This window comes from Myceligenerans halotolerans (genome assembly GCF_054782975.1).
In genome coordinates, this window is the sequence record NZ_BAAGRL010000057.1 from 37,572 (window position 1) to 54,884 (window position 17,313).

Annotated in this window: 16 protein-coding genes and 1 tRNA gene; 8 read left to right on the forward strand and 9 right to left on the reverse strand. The window is 70.7% G+C overall.

What is annotated here, in order from left to right; genetic code table 11:
* Nucleotides 1-108: 108 nt before the first annotated feature.
* From prpB to ACYVK5_RS24090, 3 genes are all read left to right on the forward strand, one after another.
* Nucleotides 109-1,041, forward strand: a complete 933-nt coding sequence (gene prpB, locus ACYVK5_RS24080; protein ID WP_460708517.1) for a methylisocitrate lyase — start codon at nucleotides 109-111, stop codon at nucleotides 1,039-1,041.
* Between the two features lie 37 nt (nucleotides 1,042-1,078).
* The gene (locus ACYVK5_RS24085; RefSeq protein WP_460708518.1) at nucleotides 1,079-2,200 is read left to right on the forward strand and encodes a bifunctional 2-methylcitrate synthase/citrate synthase; all 1,122 of its coding nucleotides are present in this window, start codon (nucleotides 1,079-1,081) and stop codon (nucleotides 2,198-2,200) included.
* Nucleotides 2,201-2,364: 164 nt separating this feature from the next.
* Nucleotides 2,365-3,042: a Crp/Fnr family transcriptional regulator gene (locus ACYVK5_RS24090; RefSeq protein WP_307816059.1), complete on the forward strand. Its 678-nt coding sequence runs from the start codon at nucleotides 2,365-2,367 to the stop codon at nucleotides 3,040-3,042.
* Nucleotides 3,043-3,147: 105 nt separating this feature from the next.
* Here the strand turns inward: ACYVK5_RS24090 and ACYVK5_RS24095 are convergent, their stop codons facing one another.
* The gene (locus tag ACYVK5_RS24095; protein ID WP_460708519.1) at nucleotides 3,148-4,170 is read right to left on the reverse strand and encodes a metallophosphoesterase; all 1,023 of its coding nucleotides are present in this window, start codon (nucleotides 4,168-4,170) and stop codon (nucleotides 3,148-3,150) included.
* 2 nt (nucleotides 4,171-4,172) lie between these two features.
* Nucleotides 4,173-6,512: a transglycosylase domain-containing protein gene (locus ACYVK5_RS24100; RefSeq protein ID WP_460708520.1), complete on the reverse strand. Its 2,340-nt coding sequence runs from the start codon at nucleotides 6,510-6,512 to the stop codon at nucleotides 4,173-4,175.
* A gap of 108 nt (nucleotides 6,513-6,620) precedes the next feature.
* Between ACYVK5_RS24100 and ACYVK5_RS24105 the strand changes: the two genes are divergently transcribed.
* The 3 genes from ACYVK5_RS24105 to ACYVK5_RS24115 all read left to right on the forward strand — a co-directional run bounded on the left by ACYVK5_RS24105 (nucleotide 6,621) and on the right by ACYVK5_RS24115 (nucleotide 7,439).
* Nucleotides 6,621-6,785, forward strand: a complete 165-nt coding sequence (locus ACYVK5_RS24105; RefSeq protein WP_460708521.1) for a DUF4177 domain-containing protein — start codon at nucleotides 6,621-6,623, stop codon at nucleotides 6,783-6,785.
* Nucleotides 6,782-7,273 (forward strand): RidA family protein, encoded by a 492-nt coding sequence (locus ACYVK5_RS24110; protein WP_460708522.1) that lies wholly within the window; start codon nucleotides 6,782-6,784, stop codon nucleotides 7,271-7,273. The genes ACYVK5_RS24105 and ACYVK5_RS24110 overlap by 4 nt, the downstream gene beginning before the upstream one ends.
* A 92-nt stretch (nucleotides 7,274-7,365) precedes the next feature.
* A tRNA-Pro gene (locus ACYVK5_RS24115) sits at nucleotides 7,366-7,439 on the forward strand.
* A 143-nt stretch (nucleotides 7,440-7,582) separates the two neighbouring features.
* Here the strand turns inward: ACYVK5_RS24115 and ACYVK5_RS24120 are convergent.
* Both ACYVK5_RS24120 and ACYVK5_RS24125 read right to left on the reverse strand, forming a co-directional pair.
* On the reverse strand, nucleotides 7,583-8,872 hold the full coding sequence (locus ACYVK5_RS24120) for a HupE/UreJ family protein (protein WP_460708523.1): 1,290 nt from the start codon (nucleotides 8,870-8,872) through the stop codon (nucleotides 7,583-7,585).
* 28 nt (nucleotides 8,873-8,900) lie between these two features.
* Nucleotides 8,901-9,539: a hypothetical protein gene (locus ACYVK5_RS24125; RefSeq protein WP_460708524.1), complete on the reverse strand. Its 639-nt coding sequence runs from the start codon at nucleotides 9,537-9,539 to the stop codon at nucleotides 8,901-8,903.
* 256 nt (nucleotides 9,540-9,795) lie between these two features.
* Here ACYVK5_RS24125 and ACYVK5_RS24130 point away from each other — a divergent pair, with 256 nt between their 5' ends.
* Together ACYVK5_RS24130 and ACYVK5_RS24135 are read left to right on the forward strand one after the other, a co-directional pair.
* Nucleotides 9,796-11,034 (forward strand): NAD(P)/FAD-dependent oxidoreductase, encoded by a 1,239-nt coding sequence (locus tag ACYVK5_RS24130; protein ID WP_460708525.1) that lies wholly within the window; start codon nucleotides 9,796-9,798, stop codon nucleotides 11,032-11,034.
* A gap of 366 nt (nucleotides 11,035-11,400) precedes the next feature.
* Nucleotides 11,401-12,561, forward strand: coding sequence for a 3-deoxy-7-phosphoheptulonate synthase (locus tag ACYVK5_RS24135; RefSeq protein WP_460708526.1), 1,161 nt, complete (start codon nucleotides 11,401-11,403; stop codon nucleotides 12,559-12,561).
* Between the two features lie 54 nt (nucleotides 12,562-12,615).
* Here ACYVK5_RS24135 and ACYVK5_RS24140 read toward each other — a convergent pair whose 3' ends face one another.
* The 5 genes from ACYVK5_RS24140 to ACYVK5_RS24160 all read right to left on the reverse strand — a co-directional run bounded on the left by ACYVK5_RS24140 (nucleotide 12,616) and on the right by ACYVK5_RS24160 (nucleotide 17,302).
* Nucleotides 12,616-13,635 carry a hypothetical protein gene (locus ACYVK5_RS24140; protein WP_460708527.1) on the reverse strand — a complete coding sequence of 340 codons (1,020 nt, stop codon included), beginning with the start codon at nucleotides 13,633-13,635 and terminating at the stop codon, nucleotides 12,616-12,618.
* Nucleotides 13,632-14,756: a heparan-alpha-glucosaminide N-acetyltransferase domain-containing protein gene (locus ACYVK5_RS24145; protein ID WP_460708528.1), complete on the reverse strand. Its 1,125-nt coding sequence runs from the start codon at nucleotides 14,754-14,756 to the stop codon at nucleotides 13,632-13,634. The genes ACYVK5_RS24140 and ACYVK5_RS24145 overlap by 4 nt, the downstream gene beginning before the upstream one ends.
* A gap of 63 nt (nucleotides 14,757-14,819) precedes the next feature.
* A complete protein-coding gene (locus ACYVK5_RS24150) occupies nucleotides 14,820-15,554 on the reverse strand; it encodes a glutamine amidotransferase (protein ID WP_460708529.1) in 735 nt (244 codons plus the stop codon).
* Between the two features lie 195 nt (nucleotides 15,555-15,749).
* A complete protein-coding gene (locus tag ACYVK5_RS24155; protein WP_460708530.1) occupies nucleotides 15,750-16,676 on the reverse strand; it encodes a bile acid:sodium symporter family protein in 927 nt (308 codons plus the stop codon).
* A gap of 128 nt (nucleotides 16,677-16,804) precedes the next feature.
* The gene (locus ACYVK5_RS24160; RefSeq protein WP_460708531.1) at nucleotides 16,805-17,302 is read right to left on the reverse strand and encodes an ABC transporter permease; all 498 of its coding nucleotides are present in this window, start codon (nucleotides 17,300-17,302) and stop codon (nucleotides 16,805-16,807) included.
* Between the last annotated feature and the right edge of the window lie 11 nt (nucleotides 17,303-17,313).

Here is a 17,313-nt window from a genome sequence, read left to right on the forward strand (position 1 = left end):
AGTCTCGGCCGGCTCGACGACCGAAGCAGCCACGGTCGTCGGTGCGACGGCGAGCGCCAGCGCCTCGGCCGGTGGTCCGACGTCGGCCACCGAGGCGGAGGCCCGCTGATGCTCTTCAGCCGCGAGACGCCGGCGGCCAAGCGCCGGGCCCTCCGCGAGGCGCTCGCCGCGGGCGAGATCCTGCGCCTCCCCGGCGCGTTCAACCCGTTGTCCGCACACCTGATCGAGGACAAGGGGTTCGACGGCGTGTACGTCTCCGGCGCGGTCCTCTCGGCGGACCTCGGGCTGCCGGACATCGGGCTCACCACCCTGTCCGAGGTGTCGGCCCGCGCGGGACAGATCGCGCGCGTCACCGACCTGCCCACGCTGGTCGACGCCGACACCGGGTTCGGCGAGCCGATGAACGTGGCCCGCACCGTGCAGACCATGGAGGACGCGGGCGTCGCCGGCATGCATCTCGAGGACCAGGTGAACCCCAAGCGCTGCGGGCACCTGGACGGCAAGGAGGTCGTGGGGCTCGGCGAGGCGGTGCGCCGCGTGCGGGCCGCCGTCGACGGCCGTCGCGACCCGGACTTCCTCATCATGGCGCGCACCGACGTGCGCGGTACCGAGCCCGGCGAGCGCGGGCTGCGGGTCGCGATCGACCGGGCCAAGGCGCTGGCCGACGCCGGGGCCGACGCGATCTTCCCGGAGGCGATGCGAGACCTGTCCGAGTTCGAGGCCGTGGCCTCGGCACTGGACGTGCCGGTGCTCGCGAACATGACCGAGTTCGGCAAGTCGGAGCTGTTCACGGTGAAGCAGCTCGGTGACGCCGGGGCGCGCATCGTGATCTATCCGGTGACCCTGCTGCGGATGGCGATGGGCGCGGCCGAGCGCGCGCTGGACACGCTGAACGCGGAGGGCACCCAGAACGCCGTCGTCGGCGACATGCAGACGCGGGCGCGGCTCTACGAGCTCATCGACTATGCGGGCTACAACCACTTCGACTCGGCGGTCTTCACCTACGAGCCGGGCCAGAACCAGCAGCACGACGGGCGCTGACCGCCCCCACCGGACCACCTCACGAAGGAGTGACAGCATGACCGAAACCCCCACCAGCGAGATCCGCAAGGGCCTGGCCGGCGTCGTCGCGGACACCAGCGGGATCTCGAAGGTCAACCCCGACACCAACTCGCTGCTCTACCGCGGGTACCCGGTGCAGGACCTGGCCGCGCGGCTGAGCTTCGAGGAGGTCGCGTACCTGCTCTGGCACGGCGACCTGCCGACGTCGGACCAGCTCGACGCGCAGACGAAGGCCGAGCGCGCGGCCCGCGCCCTGCCCGAGAACGTCAAGGCGGCGATCCTGGAACTGCCGGCCGAGTGCCATCCGATGGACGTGTGCCGGACGGCCGTCTCGCAGCTCGGCGCGCACGACCCGCAGGCCGAGGACTCCTCGCCCGAGGCCGAGCTCGCGAAGGCGCTGCGGCTGTGGGCGGTCATGCCGGCCGTCGTGGCGCTGGACCAGCGGCGCCGGCGGGGCCAGGAGATCGTGCCGCCGCGCGACGACCTGGGCTACTCGGCGAATTTCCTGTGGATGACGTTCGGTGAGGAGGCCGAGCCGGCCGTCGTGAAGGCGTTCGAGGCGTCGATGGTGCTGTACGCGGAGCACTCGTTCAACGCGTCGACGTTCACGGCACGCGTGATCACCTCCACGCTGTCGGACCTGCACTCGGCCGTGACCGGTGCGATCGGCGCCCTCAAGGGCCCGCTGCACGGCGGCGCGAACGAGGCCGTGCAGGAGACGTTCGAGGAGATCGGCACGGCCGACAAGGCCGTGGCGTGGCTCGACGACGCGCTGGCGCAGAAGAAGAAGATCATGGGCTTCGGGCACCGGGTCTACAAGCACGGCGACTCGCGGGTGCCGACCATGCGCGCCGTGCTCGGCGACATGGTGGAGCACTACGGGAAGTCCGAGGTGCTCGACCTGTACGACACGCTCGAGCAGGCGATGGCCGAGCGCAAGGGCATCAAGCCGAACCTGGACTACCCGGCCGGCCCGGCGTACCACCTGATGGGCTTCGACACGAACATCTTCACGCCGCTGTTCGTGGCGTCGCGCATCACGGGCTGGACGGCGCACATCATGGAGCAGCGCGCCTCGAACGCCCTGATCCGTCCGGTGTGCGAGTACAACGGACCCGAGGAGCGGCACGTCCCCTGACCCCCTCGTGTGCCGCGCCACGCCGCGGCGGACACGCCTCGATCGAGGTGTTTTCGCGGATCGTGCGGCACACTGGGTACTGGAACAACACACGGACTTCAGGAAGTCGCGCCGGTGATCGCCGCGCGCAGGCACCTGGTCCCCGACAAGTGAGGACATCACTCGTGGACGACGAGGTCGTACTCTCAGCACCCCTGTTCGCGGACATGGAGAGCGGTGAGTCGCGCGCGCTCTTCGAGTCCATGGTCCCGGTGGACCTGGTCCGTGGCGACGTTCTCTTCCGGGAGGGCGAGCCCGGAGATCGGCTCTACGTCATCGCTTCCGGCAAGATCAAGCTCGGCCGCCGCTCCGCCGACGGCCGCGAGAACCTGTTGTCGATCCTGGGTCCGGGCGAGATGTTCGGCGAGCTGTCGCTCTTCGACCCGGGCCCGCGCACGGCATCGGCGTCGTCGGTGTCGGACGCGCTGGTCTACGAGCTCCGGCACGATGCGCTGGTGAAGTGGATCGGCGAGCACCCGACCGTCTCCATGCAGCTGCTCGGCGCGCTCGCGCGCCGGCTGCGCCGCACCAACGAGACGCTGGCCGACCTGGTCTTCTCCGACGTGCCCGGCCGCGTCGCCAAGGCACTGCTGGACCTGTCGACCCGCTTCGGCGAGCCGAACGACGACGGCGTCCGCGTCGCCCACGACCTCACGCAGGAAGAACTGGCCCAGCTCGTCGGCGCCTCGCGCGAGACGGTCAACAAGGCCCTGGCCGACTTCGCGACCCGCGGCTGGGTCCGCCGCGAGGGGCGCGCCGTGGTGCTGCTGGACATGGACCGGCTGGAGAGGCGGGCGCGCTGAGGCGGCACCGCACCACCACATCCCGATGGCCTGGACCCGCTGGGTCCGGGCCATCGGTGTGTCGCGTGAGGAGTGGGCCGTTGACCCATGCCTAGGCGCGAAGAGTCAGGTGACCTTGGCCGTGAGGGTGAGGAGAGTGGCCTCCGGGCGGCAGGCGAAGCGGAGCTGCCAGTACGGGGATGTGCCCGCCCCGGCGGAGACGTGGAGCCAGGTCGAGTCCTCGCCCCCTTCCTCGTCCGGGCGCGGGCCGGGCCAGCCGTGCAGGCCGTAGGCGCGGCCGCGGTCCAGGTCGCAGTTCGTGACGAGCGCGCCGACGCCCGGGAGGCAGAGCTGGCCACCGTGGGTGTGTCCCGCGAAGAGGATGTCGGCGCCGTCGACCCGGAGCTGGTTGAGGACGCGCTGGTACGGGGCGTGGACGACGCCGAAACGCAGCAGGGGGTCCTGATCGACGGTGGCACCGGCGGAGTCCACGCCGTGTGGCGCGTCCTCGGCCGACGTCGCGCCGGCGGCGCGACGACCGGCCACGGTCCCTGCACGGGCAGCCTCGCGCGACTCCGGCATGACGTCGCGGTCCAGGTGCGGGTCGTCCATGCCGACCAGGTCGAGCACGCGGCCGTCGCGGAGCGTGATCATGTCCCGGCGGTTCGTCAGGTCCGCCCAGCCGGCCTCGCGGAACGCCTTCGCCAGGGACTCCGTAGGGAGCGGGACCAGGTCGTCGCGCTCCTCGCGGGCGTCCGGCAGGAGGTAGCGGGCCGGGTTCTTGAACGTGGGCGCGAAGTAGTCGTTCGAGCCCATCACGAACGCGCCCGGCACCTCCGTGAGCGGCCCGAGCACGTCGAGCAGAGGGCCGAGCGAGCGCAGGTGCCCGAAGTTGTCGCCCGTGTTGATGACGACGTCCGGCGCGAGGCCCGCGAGCGAGCGGACCCACTCCTGTTTGGTGTGCTGCGCGGGCGTGAGGTGCAGGTCGCTGATGTGCAACACGCGGACCGGGCGCTCCCCGGGCGCCAGGATCGGGACAGTGAAGCGGCGCACCGTGAACAGCTTCGACTCGAGATGCGCGTAGGCGAGCCCTGCGGCGGCGGCACCGCCGACGGCCGCGAGCGTGGTCAGCGCTGTGCGTGCGGCCATGGTCAGCCGTCCCCCTCGTTGCCGCCGCCGTTGTTCCCGCCGCCGCCATCGGGCTCGTCTCCGCCGTTGTCGCCGGAGTCGTCGCCGCCCTCGTCTTCGTCGTCGCCCTCCGGCGGCTCGGGCGGGGCAGGCGGCTTGCCGATCAGGTTCTGGTCCGGGCTCGGGAAGTCCGGGGCCGGCATGTCCTTCATCGCCTCGGCCGAGTACAGGTCCCAGGCGGGGAGAGCGAGCGAGCTGCCGTACAGCACGGAGTACGGCTGGCCGGGCTTCTCGTAGTTGTACTTGCCGCCGTTCACCATGATGTTGAAGTGCGGCTCATTGCCCTTGGCCTCGCCCACCCACACGGACGTGGACAAGTTCGGGGTGTAGCCCGTGAACCAGCTCTGGAACCCCTTCTGCGTGGTTCCGGTCTTTCCCGCCACCGGGCGTGTCGCGGCAAACCTGTCCTTGACCCAGAAGCCCGTGCCCCACGGCTTGCCGTCGAACACCTGAGTCATGGCGTGAGCCACGGTGTTCGCCACATTCGGCTCGAGCGACTGCTTGCAGCCGGCCTTGGGTACGTCCAATTCCTCGCCGCCGCGCGTCTTCACGGAAAGCAGCGCGATCGGCTTGCAGTACGTTCCACTCGCGGCGAACGTGGAGTATGCCGCTGCCTGGTAGAGCGGCGTCGTCTCCTGCGTGCCCAGCGTCATGGCGGGATTCACGAAGATATCCACAGGATCGGCCTCGCCCTGGATCGGCGTGCCGTCCTGCTCCTGCGACGGGCGGAAGCCGGCGTCGTAGGCCGACTTGCGAATGCCACACAGATTCATCCGCTGGGACATCCGCGCGTACACGGTGTTGACCGACTGGTAGGTGCCCCTCGCGACGGTCATCGCGCTGCTCGATGCCGGTTCGGCATTCCCGACGCTCCAGTCCTCGCCACCGATCGAGGCATTCTCACACCCCGCCGAGAACGAGGCCTGGGGCAGCGTGACCGTCGTCGCCGGCAGCTGATCGTTCAGGTGGTGCCCGGAGCGCAGCCACTCCGTGAGCACGAACGGCTTGAAGTTCGAGCCCGGCTGGAACCCCTTGGACCCGCCGTGCAGGTAGTCCGCCGAGAAGTTCAGGGCGGTGTGCAGCGGCGCGGGCTCGTCGGACGCGTCGTACGGCTTGTTCTGCGCCATGCTGAGGATCTTCCCGGTCCCCGGCTCCACGGACGTGATCGCCGCGTCCAGGCCGCTCGGGTCGTTCGTCGGCACCACCTCGACGATGCTCTTCTGCGCCGCCTTCTGCTTCTTCATGTCGAGCGTCGTCACGATGTCGAGCCCGCCCTGGTAGAGCGCGTTGTAGCGGTCCTCCCGGGTCTCGCCGAACTCCTCGCTGAGCAGGAACTCCTTGATCACGTAGTCGCAGAAGAACGCCGATCCGGCGGGGGCCTCCTCGCAGCCGAGCTGCAGCTTGCGCGGCTTGAGGGTGTCCTCGATCGGGGTGTCCCTCGCCTCCTGGTACTCCTCGTCGGAGATGTACCCGAGGCCCCACATCTTGTTCAGGACGATGTCCCGGCGCTCCTCGTTGGTCTCGGGATTGTCCAGCGGGTCGAAGTGGCTCGGCTCCTTGGTGATCCCGGCGATCGTCGCCGCCTCGACGACGTTCAGGTCGGCGGCGTCCTTGCTGAAATACCGCTGCGCCGCCACCTGGACGCCGTAGATGCTCACCCCGAACTGCGCGACGTTCAGGTATCCCTCGAGGATCTCGTCCTTCGTCATCTTCTTCTCGATGGCGATCGAGAGCTTGGCCTCGCGGATCTTGCGCTGGATCGAGTCCTCGCGGGCGTCGAGGATGCCGAACGGGTCGTCCTCCTTGAGGGCCTCCTCGATGAGCGAGTTCTTCACGTACTGCTGCGTCAGTGTGGACGCGCCCTGCTGCGCGGCACCCGAGGCGTTGCTCACGGCCGCGCGGGCGATGCCCTGCGGGTCGACGCCGTTGTGCTCGTAGAAGCGCTCGTCCTCGATGGCAACCGCCGCGTGCTGCATGTGCTCCGAGATCTTGTCCAGCGGCACCACGATGCGATTCTGCTCGTAGACGGAGGCCAGCAACGTCTTCCCGTCGCTCGCGAAGATCCGCGACTGCTCCGACAGCGGCGTCAGCTCCAGTTCGTCGGGCACCTCGTCGAACAGCTTCACGCCCGCGTCGACCGTGGTGTCCGTCCCCGCGGCCAGCGGGATGAGCATCCCTGCCCCGATGAGGCCACCGGCGCCGGCGGTGAGGACGAAGGCGAGAAGCAAGGCGATCAGCTGCGTGGCGGGGATCTTGCGCGTGATCCGCCGCTGCTCGGAGCTCAGGGGATGGGCCGACGACATGCGCCCCAGGGTAGTAGGAAAGCCTGTGATGACACGCAGTACCCGGGCCGTGCGGTGTGCGGGTCGTGTGTACGGTGCCCACCCGGCTGCCGGGCTACGATCGGCCACATGGCAACCACGTGGGAGTACTCGACGATCCCCCTTCTGATTCACAACACCAAGGCCGTCCTCGACCAGTGGGGCTCCGACGGCTGGGAGCTCGTCCAGGTCGTTCCCGGTCCTGACGGCACCGGGCTCGTCGCCTATCTCAAGCGCCCGACGGGCGAGAAGTGACCGGCGCGTCCGAGCCCACCGGCGCCGTCGTCGGCCCCGAGGGGCGCCTCGCCGAGCTCGGCATCACGCTGCCCGACGTCGTCCCGCCCGTCGCCTCGTACGTCCCCGCGGTCCGGTCCGGCCAGTACGTGTACACGTCCGGCCAGCTCCCGATGTCCGACGGCGCCCTCCTGGCGACCGGCAAGGTCGGCGAGGGCGACGGCCTGGTGGACCCCGACCTCGCCAACGAGCTGGCCCGCACCTGCGCGCTGAACGCACTCGCGGCGGTCCGCTCGCTCACCGGCAGCCTGGACGGCGTCCGCGTGGTCAAGGTCGTCGGCTTCGTCGCGAGCGACCCGTCGTTCACCGCCCAGCCGGGCGTGATCAACGGCGCGAGCGACGTCCTGGGCGAGATCTTCGGCGAACCCCACGCCCGCTCCGCGGTCGGCGTCGCCGTCCTCCCCCTGGACGCCCCGGTCGAGGTCGAGATCGTCGTCGAACTCGCGTGATCCGGCTCACCGCTATTTCGGTTTCGTACCCGGCCGTCGGGTCGGCTATGCTGAGCAGGCTTCCGCAGCCCCAGGGTCAGCGGTAGGCGATCCGGGGTGTGGCGCAGCTTGGTAGCGCGCCTCGTTCGGGACGAGGAGGTCGCAGGTTCAAATCCTGTCACCCCGACCCGGGATGTCTGAGGACATCGGAATGGCCTGAATCCACGAACGTGGGTTCAGGCCATTCGTCGTTCCGAGGTCAGGGCCGTGGCCCGGGTCCGTAACACGCACCCTCGCCGTCCGAGTGCGTGGCGAGGGTGGACGCACGGCTCACGGAGCAGGGACCGTCACCTCGATGGTCCGCCGGGGATCCCGCCGCCCGTCGACCGGCGGCCGCCTGTCCCGTGCCCACGCGGCCCCGGCCAGCACCAGCAGCCCGAGCGCCACCATCCACGAGTACGCGATCGCCGCCTCCTCGACGCCGGCGAGCGGGTTGGCGAGCACGCCGAGCCGGTCCAGGACCCACGCGGTCGCCATGACCAGCGCCACGGCGGCGCCGCCCCGGCGGACCGCCGTCGCCCAGCTCGAACGAGCCAGCACCCACAGCGACGGGAAGACCAGAGCCACCACGGCGAGCTGCGAGAGTTCCACGCCGAGGTTGAACGCCAGCAGGCTGAGCACCGACGTCGCCCCGGACAGCCCCAGATCCGCCAGGATTCCCGCGAACGCCAGTCCGTGGACCAGGCCGAACCCGCCCGCGATGAGCACCTCGCCCCGCCGCACCAGCGGCCGGATGGCGTGGATCCCCGCGACCCCGATCGACGCACCCACGAGCACCTCGACCGGTCCCGTCGGGAACGACACCCAGCCCACGGCCGCCGCGATCAGCGTGATCGTGTGGCCCACGGTGAACGCCGTGACCACGGCCAGCAGGTCCTTGATCGTCCCGCCGGCGCCCTCGCGCGGCCGCCACCGTCCCGCGACGGCGACCATCGGCGCGACGAGCAGCAGTGTGATCAGGAACAGCAGGTGGTCGGCGCCCTCCAGGACGTGATGGAACCCGTAGCCGACCATGTCGAGCACACCTGTGGAAACCGTCGACGCCGCGTCGACGGAAGCGCCGCCGATCGCGACGGTCGGCTCGGTGCTCGTGAGGACCCCGGCCGTGGAGACGTCGCCGGCCGCGTCGGTGAGGACGACGACGGCGTCGTGTCCGCTGTCCACCTCGATGATCCCGTCGTACGAGAGCACGAGGTCGCTGCCGTCGGCGCCGCCCGTGTCGAAGGTGACGTCCACGCTGATGGACTCGATCCCCTCCACGGTCTCGTAGGTCGCCTCGCCCCAGGTCTCGCCCCACTCGGCGCCGTCGGCGCCGGTGACCGTGAGGTGCTCGTCGAGGTAGTCGACGACGGCCTCCGCGTCGGTGGTCCCGATGGCGTCCTCGAGGGTCTGGGCCGCCACCGAGACGGTGGCGTCCGCTCCGTCCTCCGACGTCCGTACCGAGATCGTGCTGCTGGTGAGGCTGTGTGCCTGCGCCGTGGTCGGGATCAGGACGGTGAGTACGGCGGTGACCGCCGCCGCGAGGGCGACGGTCACTCGCCGGATCGGTGCGTTCTTCATCGCATCGTTCCTCGTCTGAGGCCCCCGGTCAGGAGCCGATCCCCTCGAAGGTCGGCGTCCCTTCCTGCCCGTCCCAGGTGACCCGGAACGTGAACGCCTCCTCCAGCGCGGCGAGGTACTGCTCCCCTTCGTCCTCGGTGAGGACGCCGTCGGCGACCAGGTCGTCGATCGCCGGGCTCCACGAGTCGACCAGCGCGTCGATGAGGGTCTGCGGGTCGATGCCGAGGTCGTTCGCGACGGTCTCCAGGTTCTGGCCCTGCTCCTCCATGCGGACGTGCATCTCGTCGTGCGTGATACCGAGCACCTCGATCAGGGTCGCCTCGATGGGCTGATGGCCGCGGTGCAGGCCCAGGCCAGCATCGCCGTACGCCTCCTGGACGAGCGCGATCAGTTCCTCCTCGCTCGCGACGGCGCCGGCATCGGCGTCGACGGACGCGCCCGGGCCGTCTCCCGTGCTCGCCGGCCCGCCGTCACGAGGCGCCCCGCCTCTTCCCGCCATGGTCCCGGTCTCGGTGCTCTCGCTCTCCGTGCTCTCGTCCGCCACGCTCTCGACCGCGACATCGGAGCCGGTCGACCCAGCGCTGTCGTCGGTCGTCGCGGTGCAGGCCGCCAGGAGCGGCAGCGTGCCGGCGACGGCGAGGGCGGTGATCTTGGTGCGGATCTTCATGAGCTCACTCCTTGTGTGCCGTTCGTTCGTGTGGGCACCACTCTCCTGACGTGGCCCATGCGGCGGCTGCGACGGCGCTGTGGGAAACCTATGAACGACTCGGGACCGCACCCGGCGATCTCGCCGGCCCGGCGCGGAGCACAGCCCGGCGACGACGGCGCCCCGCCGCGACGGCGGGCTCCTCCCGCCCGCCACTCGCGCGCCCCGCGTGAGAGCCTGGACGCATTCGTCCCCCGCGACTCCCTGGAGGCCTGTGATGGAACCGATCGTCCTGGTCGGAGGCGGCCTGGCCAGCGCCCGCGCGGCCGAGACGCTCCGCGCCGAGGGGTACGACGGCGATGTCGTCATCGTGACCGCCGAAGCTCACCACCCCTACGAGCGCCCGCCGCTGAGCAAGGACTTCCTGCGCGCCGAGTCGGAGCGTGACGTCGTGTTCCCGCTGGCCGACGACTGGTACGACCACCACGACGTCGAGATCCGGGACGCCACGCTGGCTGTCGGGCTCGACGCCGCCGACCACGTCCTCACCTTCGCCGACGGCGGCACCCTCTCCTACTCCCGGTGCCTGCTCGCCACCGGTTCCTCGCCCCGTCCGCTCGACATCCCCGGCACGGATCTGTCCGGGATCCACTACCTGCGCACGCTGGACGACGCCGACCGTCTCTCCCGCGTCATCCTCGACTGCTCGCTCGAGGGCGCGGGCCGGGTCGCCGTCATCGGCGACGGCTGGATCGGACTCGAGGTGGCGGCGTCGGCCCGCTCGCTCGGTCTGGACGTGACCGTGCTCGGCCGGAACACGGCGCCGCTCGTCCGGGTGCTCGGGCCCGAGATGGCCGAGCTCTTCGCCGACCTGCACGCCGAGCACGGCACGCGCCTCATCCGTGACACGTCGGCGGTTCGCCTGGTCGGCTCGGAGTCCCGCGTGGTCGGCGTCGAGCTGGACGACGAGACGGAGGTCGACGCCGACATCGTGGTCATCGGTGTCGGCGCGACGCCGAACGTCGGGCTCGCGGAGGCCGCCGGGATCGATCTGCGGCCCGCGAGCCAGGGCGGCGGCATCGCCGTCGACGGCACGCTGCGCACCTCCCACCCCGATGTCTTCGCCGCCGGCGACGTCGCGAGCATCCCCTCGCCGCACTACGGCCGCCCGCTCCGGGTCGAGCACTGGGCCGCCGCCAACGACGGCGGTGTCCACGCCGCCCGCGCGATGCTCGGCGCCGGCACGCCGTACGACAACCTCCCCTTCTTCTACTCCGACCAGTACGACCTCGGCATGGAGTACCTCGGCTGGGTCGAGGAGGGCAAGAGGTACGACGACGTCGTCGTGGCCGGGTCGGTCCGGAAGCGTGAGCTCGTCGCGTTCTGGGTCGGCGACGGCCGTGTGCTCGCCGGTATGGCCGTGAACGTCTGGGACCAGGTGGACCGGATCAAGGAGCTGATCCTCGGCGGGCGGGATGTCCCGCGCGACGAGCTGGAGAACTTCATCGCGTCGTGAGAGGCCGGGAGCTGCAGGGGCCCGCGATTCCTGCCCCGCGCGGCCACCGCCGCGCGCCCCGCCCGGCGACGACGTGACCGACCACATACCGAACAACGCTGGACGTGCGAGGTCGCTCGGGCTACCTTCATCCGTGTGAACATCCGTTGGTATTGGCGCTTTACGTCGGCTCCTGGTGGAGCCCGGCGCGTTCGCGCCTGACCACATCCACCCGGAGCCACCAGGGCCTAGGACACCGACCGTGTCCGGGCCCTTCGTCATTCCAGACGGGCCGCTCCGGATCACGAAGCGGTGGCGGTGCCCGCCTGGACCCAGCACGAGTCCGCGCACAGCCGAGCACCACCGACCACCAGGAGCATCGATCCGATGAACACGCCGACCACACAGCCAAGCCTCGACCCGTCGTCCGAATCCTCGGCCGGCACGGCGTCCGACACGGCATCGGCCCCCACCACCGAGCTGCAGGCCCGCACCTCCGACCTGCGTGTCCGCCACCTGGATCCGCTGCCCGCCCCCCGCGACGTCCTCGACGAGATGCCGCTGGGCACTCAGCGTGGCGACCTCGTGGCGACCTCGCGGCGGGAGGTGCGTGACGTGCTGACCGGTGAGGACGACCGGCTCCTGGCGATCGTGGGGCCGTGCAGCGTGCACGACCCGGCCGCCGCGCTGGAGTACGCGGGCAGGCTGGCGGGCGCGGCGCGCGAGCTCGCGGACGATCTGGTCGTGGTGATGCGGGTGTACTTCGAGAAGCCGCGCACCACGGTGGGGTGGAAGGGCCTGATCAACGACCCGCATCTGGACGGCAGTCATGACGTGCATCACGGGCTGCGCCTGGCGCGGCAGGTGCTGCTGGGGGTGCTGGACGCCGGGGTGCCGGCGGCGTGCGAATTCCTGGAGCCCACCAGCCCGCAGTACATCGCCGATGCGGTCACCTGGGGTGCGATCGGGGCGCGCAACGCGGAGTCGCAGGTGCATCGGCAGCTGGCGTCGGGGTTGTCGATGCCGGTGGGGTTCAAGAACGCCACGGACGGCGACATCCAGATCGCGGTGGACGGCTGCATCACCGCCGCGAGCGAGCACACGTTCTTCGGCGCGGACAGCGCGGGACGGGCCGCGGCGGTGGAGACGGCGGGGAACCCGGACTGTCACGTGATCCTGCGCGGAGGCCGGGGCGGGCCGAACTACCACGCCGCGGACGTGGCGGCCGCGCTGGATGTGGCGCGTACCTCGGGGCTGGGTGGCGCGGTCGAGGCCGGAGTGATCGTGGACGCCAGTCACGGCAACTCCGGCAAGGACCACATCCGTCAGGCTGAGGTCGTCACCGAGATCGCCGCGCGCCTGGCGGCCGGCGAGCCCGGGATCACCGGCCTCATGCTGGAGTCCTTCCTGGAGGCCGGCGCCCAGAAGCCCGGCCCCCTGGACACCCTGACCTACGGCCGGTCCGTCACCGACAAGTGCATGGACTGGAACACCACCGAACGACTCCTCGACACCCTGGCCAAGGCAGTCCGCGAGCGCCGGAGCTGACCGGGAGCAACTGACCGGAGGCAGTGGGCCGGAAGCCGGCCTGCTGCCTCCGGCCTACGGTGTGTAGCGCACCCAGAACCACTGCGGCCGGGTGAAGAGTTCGTCCTGTCCGTCCCAGTCGATCGGGTAGTACTCCTCGTGCAGCCATCCGTAGGAGCCGGTGTGCGCTCCGGTTCGGGTGCCGTCCGCGTCGACGGCGAACGCCGACGTCGCGGCCTGCTGCGAGACCTCGCGCCGGACCACCGTGCCGGCGGAGACATCGGCGCAGGTGGCTGCCGCTTGGAAGGGCAGTCCGAACGACTCGTTCGCCAGGGCCCGGTGCACCGCGACGTGGTCGGGATGCGGGTACGAGAAGCAGCCGTCGTGCTCGCTGGCGAAGGCGCCGACGGCGCCTGCCTCGGGCATCGCCGGGTCGATCCCGAACTCTTCGGGATGACGACGGACGGTCCGGAGCGCCCATGTCACTTCCTGCTCGGTGAGATCGCCGTCGCCCAGGTCGAAGAAGACCACGTTCCCGCGGCCTCGCACGTCCTCCCAGACCTTCGCCGATCGGGCTCCCTCGCACGGTCCGGTGCGGCTCGCCGAGTTCACGCGACACGTGACGCCGTCCTCGTCGGGAAAGGGTCCCACGGTGCGCGGGGTGCCGAACTCCCCAGGGATCGTGGGGTCCTCGGCGGACATGCCGGCCATGTAGCTGAGCAGGGAGTCGACGCGGGCCGTGCGGCATTCGCCGGTCCATTTCCCGGTCGGCCTGGTGGAGGGCTCCGGTTCCAGATCCGGCTGCCAGCCCTTGGCGAAGGCGCGCCCGCAGAACTGGGTCTGCTCGCCGCGGGTCAGCACGAGGAAGACGGGGAAGGTCGCCGCGTCGTCCTCGACGAACGACCAGAGCTCGAACTCGTCGTCAGGGTGCGGCACCAGGGCGTACAGGATGCGCTCGGTCCCGGTGGCGGTGGCTGCCGCGACCGTGACCGCGCCGACACAGGTCAGCGTGACGACGACGAGGAGCGCGACCCAGCCGAGGGCACGGGTCACATGGCGGGACGGCTGGTTGCCGGGGGCCTGGGGAACGGTCATGGACGCAGGTACACCTTCTTCCGGTGGAGCAGTACTGCCAGAGCCGTCCATCCGGCGACGAGCAGGAGCGACCACGCGAGTTGGGGTTGCGGTCCCAGCACCGGCCATATCCGGTCGAGCAGTGCGGGCGTCCCGCCGAAATCACGCCGCAGCAGGCTCGTCAGAAGGTGCGAGCCGAAGTAGACCAGCAGGCTGTTGCGCCCGAGAGCGAGCAGTGGATACGTCGCGCCCTGTAGTACCCGGCCGGTGTTCACGCGGTCGAGGAGGAGGTGCCACCCGAGCAGCAGGAGGATCGTCCCCGCGGCGATCGCCAGTGCGAACGGCGCGGTCCAGAGGCGTTTCATCACCAGCATGGGCGTCCCGGTGACCCACGCCGGTACCTGTATCGCGAGCCAGGACATTCCTGCCGACGCACCCGCGACGCAGAGCAGCGGCACCACGGCGGCGGCGACCGAACGGCCGGTCGTGTCGACTCGTTCGCGCACCGCGAGCAGCAGGTGCGCGGCCGTCGCCCCCGCCGATGCCGACACGAGGGCGCCGAGCACGACGATCGCCCCCTCCGGGTCGTGTCCCGCGGCTCCCTGCCGGTAGATGTGCGAGGCACTGAACAACGCCTGATCGATCGCACCGGAGGGGTTGCACGCGGGGGTGAGCAGCCCGCCGGGGCAGCTCACGGCGGTCGCGGCCAGGATCACGGTGTGCGCTGTCGCCAGCACGAGGGTGATCGCCGCCCAGCCTATCCACGACCTGGTCAGAAGGTGCAGCAGTCCCATCACCACCACGACCGCCGCATAGAGCTGGAGCACACCGGGGATGCGCCACGTGCCGAGGTCGAACGCCCATTGCGTGACCGCGTTGTACAACAGCCCCGCGGCGAACAGGACGGCCGCGCGCCGCGCGAGTGTCCCCGGGGCGACCCTCCGATGCAGGGCGAAACCGAGCCCGATGCCCGTGATCGTCACGAACATGGGGAAGATCAGGTCGATGCCGTGCACTCCGGCCCACCGCGCGTGCTCGTACCATTCGGGGGCGTGCATGAGGCTGTTCGAGGCGACGCTGGCCACGAGCATCGTGCCCCGCAAGGCGTCCAGGCTCACGAGACGACGTCGGGAACCTGGCACGCGACGAGATCCTACACGTGGCGCGCATGTGTCACGGGGCCGTGGCGTACACCGGGTTCCCCGTCAGCCCCGCGCGTACCGGTCCACGAAGTTCCGCAGGATCCGCATCGGGTGCTTCACCTCGACCGCGCGAGCGCGTTCGGTGACGGCCTCGGCCTCGTCGGCCGGGAAGTAGCCGTAGCTCTTGTACACCTGGATGCGCAGCTCGATCCCGGGGAGGTCCAGCTCGGGGTGGAACTGCGTGGCGTACAGGTTCTCCTTCACGCGGAACATCTGCACGGGGCAGCCGGCGGAGGAGGCCAGCAGGACGGCGTCGTCGGACAGCTTGCGTACGGCCTCCTTGTGTCCGACGTACGCCGCGAACGACTCGGGCATCCCGGCGAGCAGCGGGTCCTCGGCCGCGGCGGGCTGGAGCTCGACGGCGACGGGCCCGGGCGGCTCGCCGAAGGTCCGGTCGATGTCGGCGCCGCGGTGCGCCCCGAGCGTCCCGACGCCGTAGCAGGCGCCGAAGAACGGGAAGTCCCGCTCGACGACGTGGTCGAGCAGCGCGAAGATCTCGGATTCCACGCGCCGCTGGACCAGGGTCTTGAGCACGGGCGGGTCCGAGAAGTTGAACGGTCCGCCTCCGGTGATGATCCCGGAGTAGTCGTCGAGGTTCACCTCGCCCAGCGGCCCTGACTCCATCCGGACGCGGCGGAGCTGTTCCGGGGCGAGGCCGCCGTAGTCCAGGAATGCCTGGTACTCGGCGTCGGCGGCCTCGTCCTCGGCACGGGTCGCCAGGAGCAGGAACGGCTTCATGACGGAAGACTAGAAGGTCGTGGCGGTCGCTGCCGCCCGCGAGCGCGGACCAAGACACCGGGTTCTTGTGGTCGGTCCGATGTCGAGCGGTCGGTCCGTTGTCCGTGCGGTCGGTCCCTCGAGGAGCCGACTTCTCGACATCGGACCGACCACTCTCGACAACCGGCCGACCGCATCGCCTCTCCGCGCGATCTGTTACCGGAGCGTCGTGGGGCGCCGCGCCCACCAGGAGGCCAGCGCCGAGCCCGAGACGTTGTGCCATACCGAGAACAGCGCCGCGGGCAGCGCGGCGGCGGGTGTGAAGTGGGTGGCCGCGAGGGAGGCCGCCAGGCCGGAGTTCTGCATGCCGACCTCGATGCTGACGGCCCGTCGTGCGGCGCGGTCGAGCCGCGCCGCCTTCGCGGCGCCGTACCCGAGGACCAGGCCGAACAGGTTGTGGACGACGACGGCGAGCGCCACCAGGAGCCCGGTGCTCAGGACGGTGTCGGCGTTGGCAGCGACGATCCCCGCGACGACCACCACGATGCCGGTCACCGACACGAGCGGCAGGTAGGGCAGCAGCCGCGCCACGACCCGGCCCGCGACGGCGCGCAGGGCGAGCCCGGCCAGCACAGGGGCGAGCACCACCTGGGCGATCGAGACGAACAGGTCGCCGAACGCGATGTCGAGGGTCTCGTCGGCGAGCCACAGGATGAGGGCGGGCGTGATCAGCGGGGCCAGCAGCGTGGAGACGGCGGTCATGGTCACGGACAGTGCGGTGTCGCCCTTGCCGAGGTGGACGATGACGTTCGACGCCGTCCCGCCGGGCGCGGCGCCGACCAGGATCATGCCGAGCATCGCCATCCCGGTGAGTCCGAACAGCCCGCCGACGGCCCACGCGGCGAGCGGCATGACGAGGAACTGCGCGACGACACCGATCAGTACCGCCCACGGCCGCCGTGCGACGAGCGCGAAGTCGCGTCCGCGCAGGGTGAGCCCCATGCCGAACATGATGATCCCGAGGAAGAGCGGGATGTGCTGGGCCACGGGCGCCACGGCCCCCGGGGCGAGCAGCCCGGCCGCTCCCCCGAGAACCACGAGCACGGCGAACCATCGCCCGGCGAACTCCGCCACTTTGCGCATCCTGCTCCCCTTCCTCGGGCCGAGAACCGCACGGCCGTCGACGAGATCGGCTGCCGTCGACGGCCGTGCGGTTCTGGACCGCAGTTCGTTGGGCGGTCAGCGTAGCGGGGTGATGGGCAGGCCTGACGTCACGTCCAGCGGAACAACTTCACGCCGAGCGGGAACAGTACCGCGGTCCAGGCGGCCATGACGAGGACCTCCGTCAGCGGGAAGTCCTGCCCGAACCAGCCGGCCATCATGCCCTGCGAGGCCGCGCCGATGGGCGTGTACTTCGCGATCTGCGCCATCCACTCGGGCATCACGGGGATCGGAACCCACACTCCCGAGAACAGCAGGGACGGGAAGTAGATCAGCATCCCGATCCCCGACGCGGCGCTCGCGCGGTCGGCCCGCGCCGCGACGAGCAGCCCGAGCGAGAACATCGCCGTGGTGGCGAGCACGAGGCAGAGCAGCACCACGAAGGGGTTCACCGCGAAGGGGATGCCCAGGACGGTCATGCCTCCGACGACGGCCGCCGTCGAGGCCACCAGCAGTGGATAGGTCTTGCGGAGGTTCCGGACGTCGACGACGACCGGGTCGGCGACGGATTCAGGGACGGGCCGGGGGGCGGAACGGGTGGCTGCCATGGAGCTTCTCC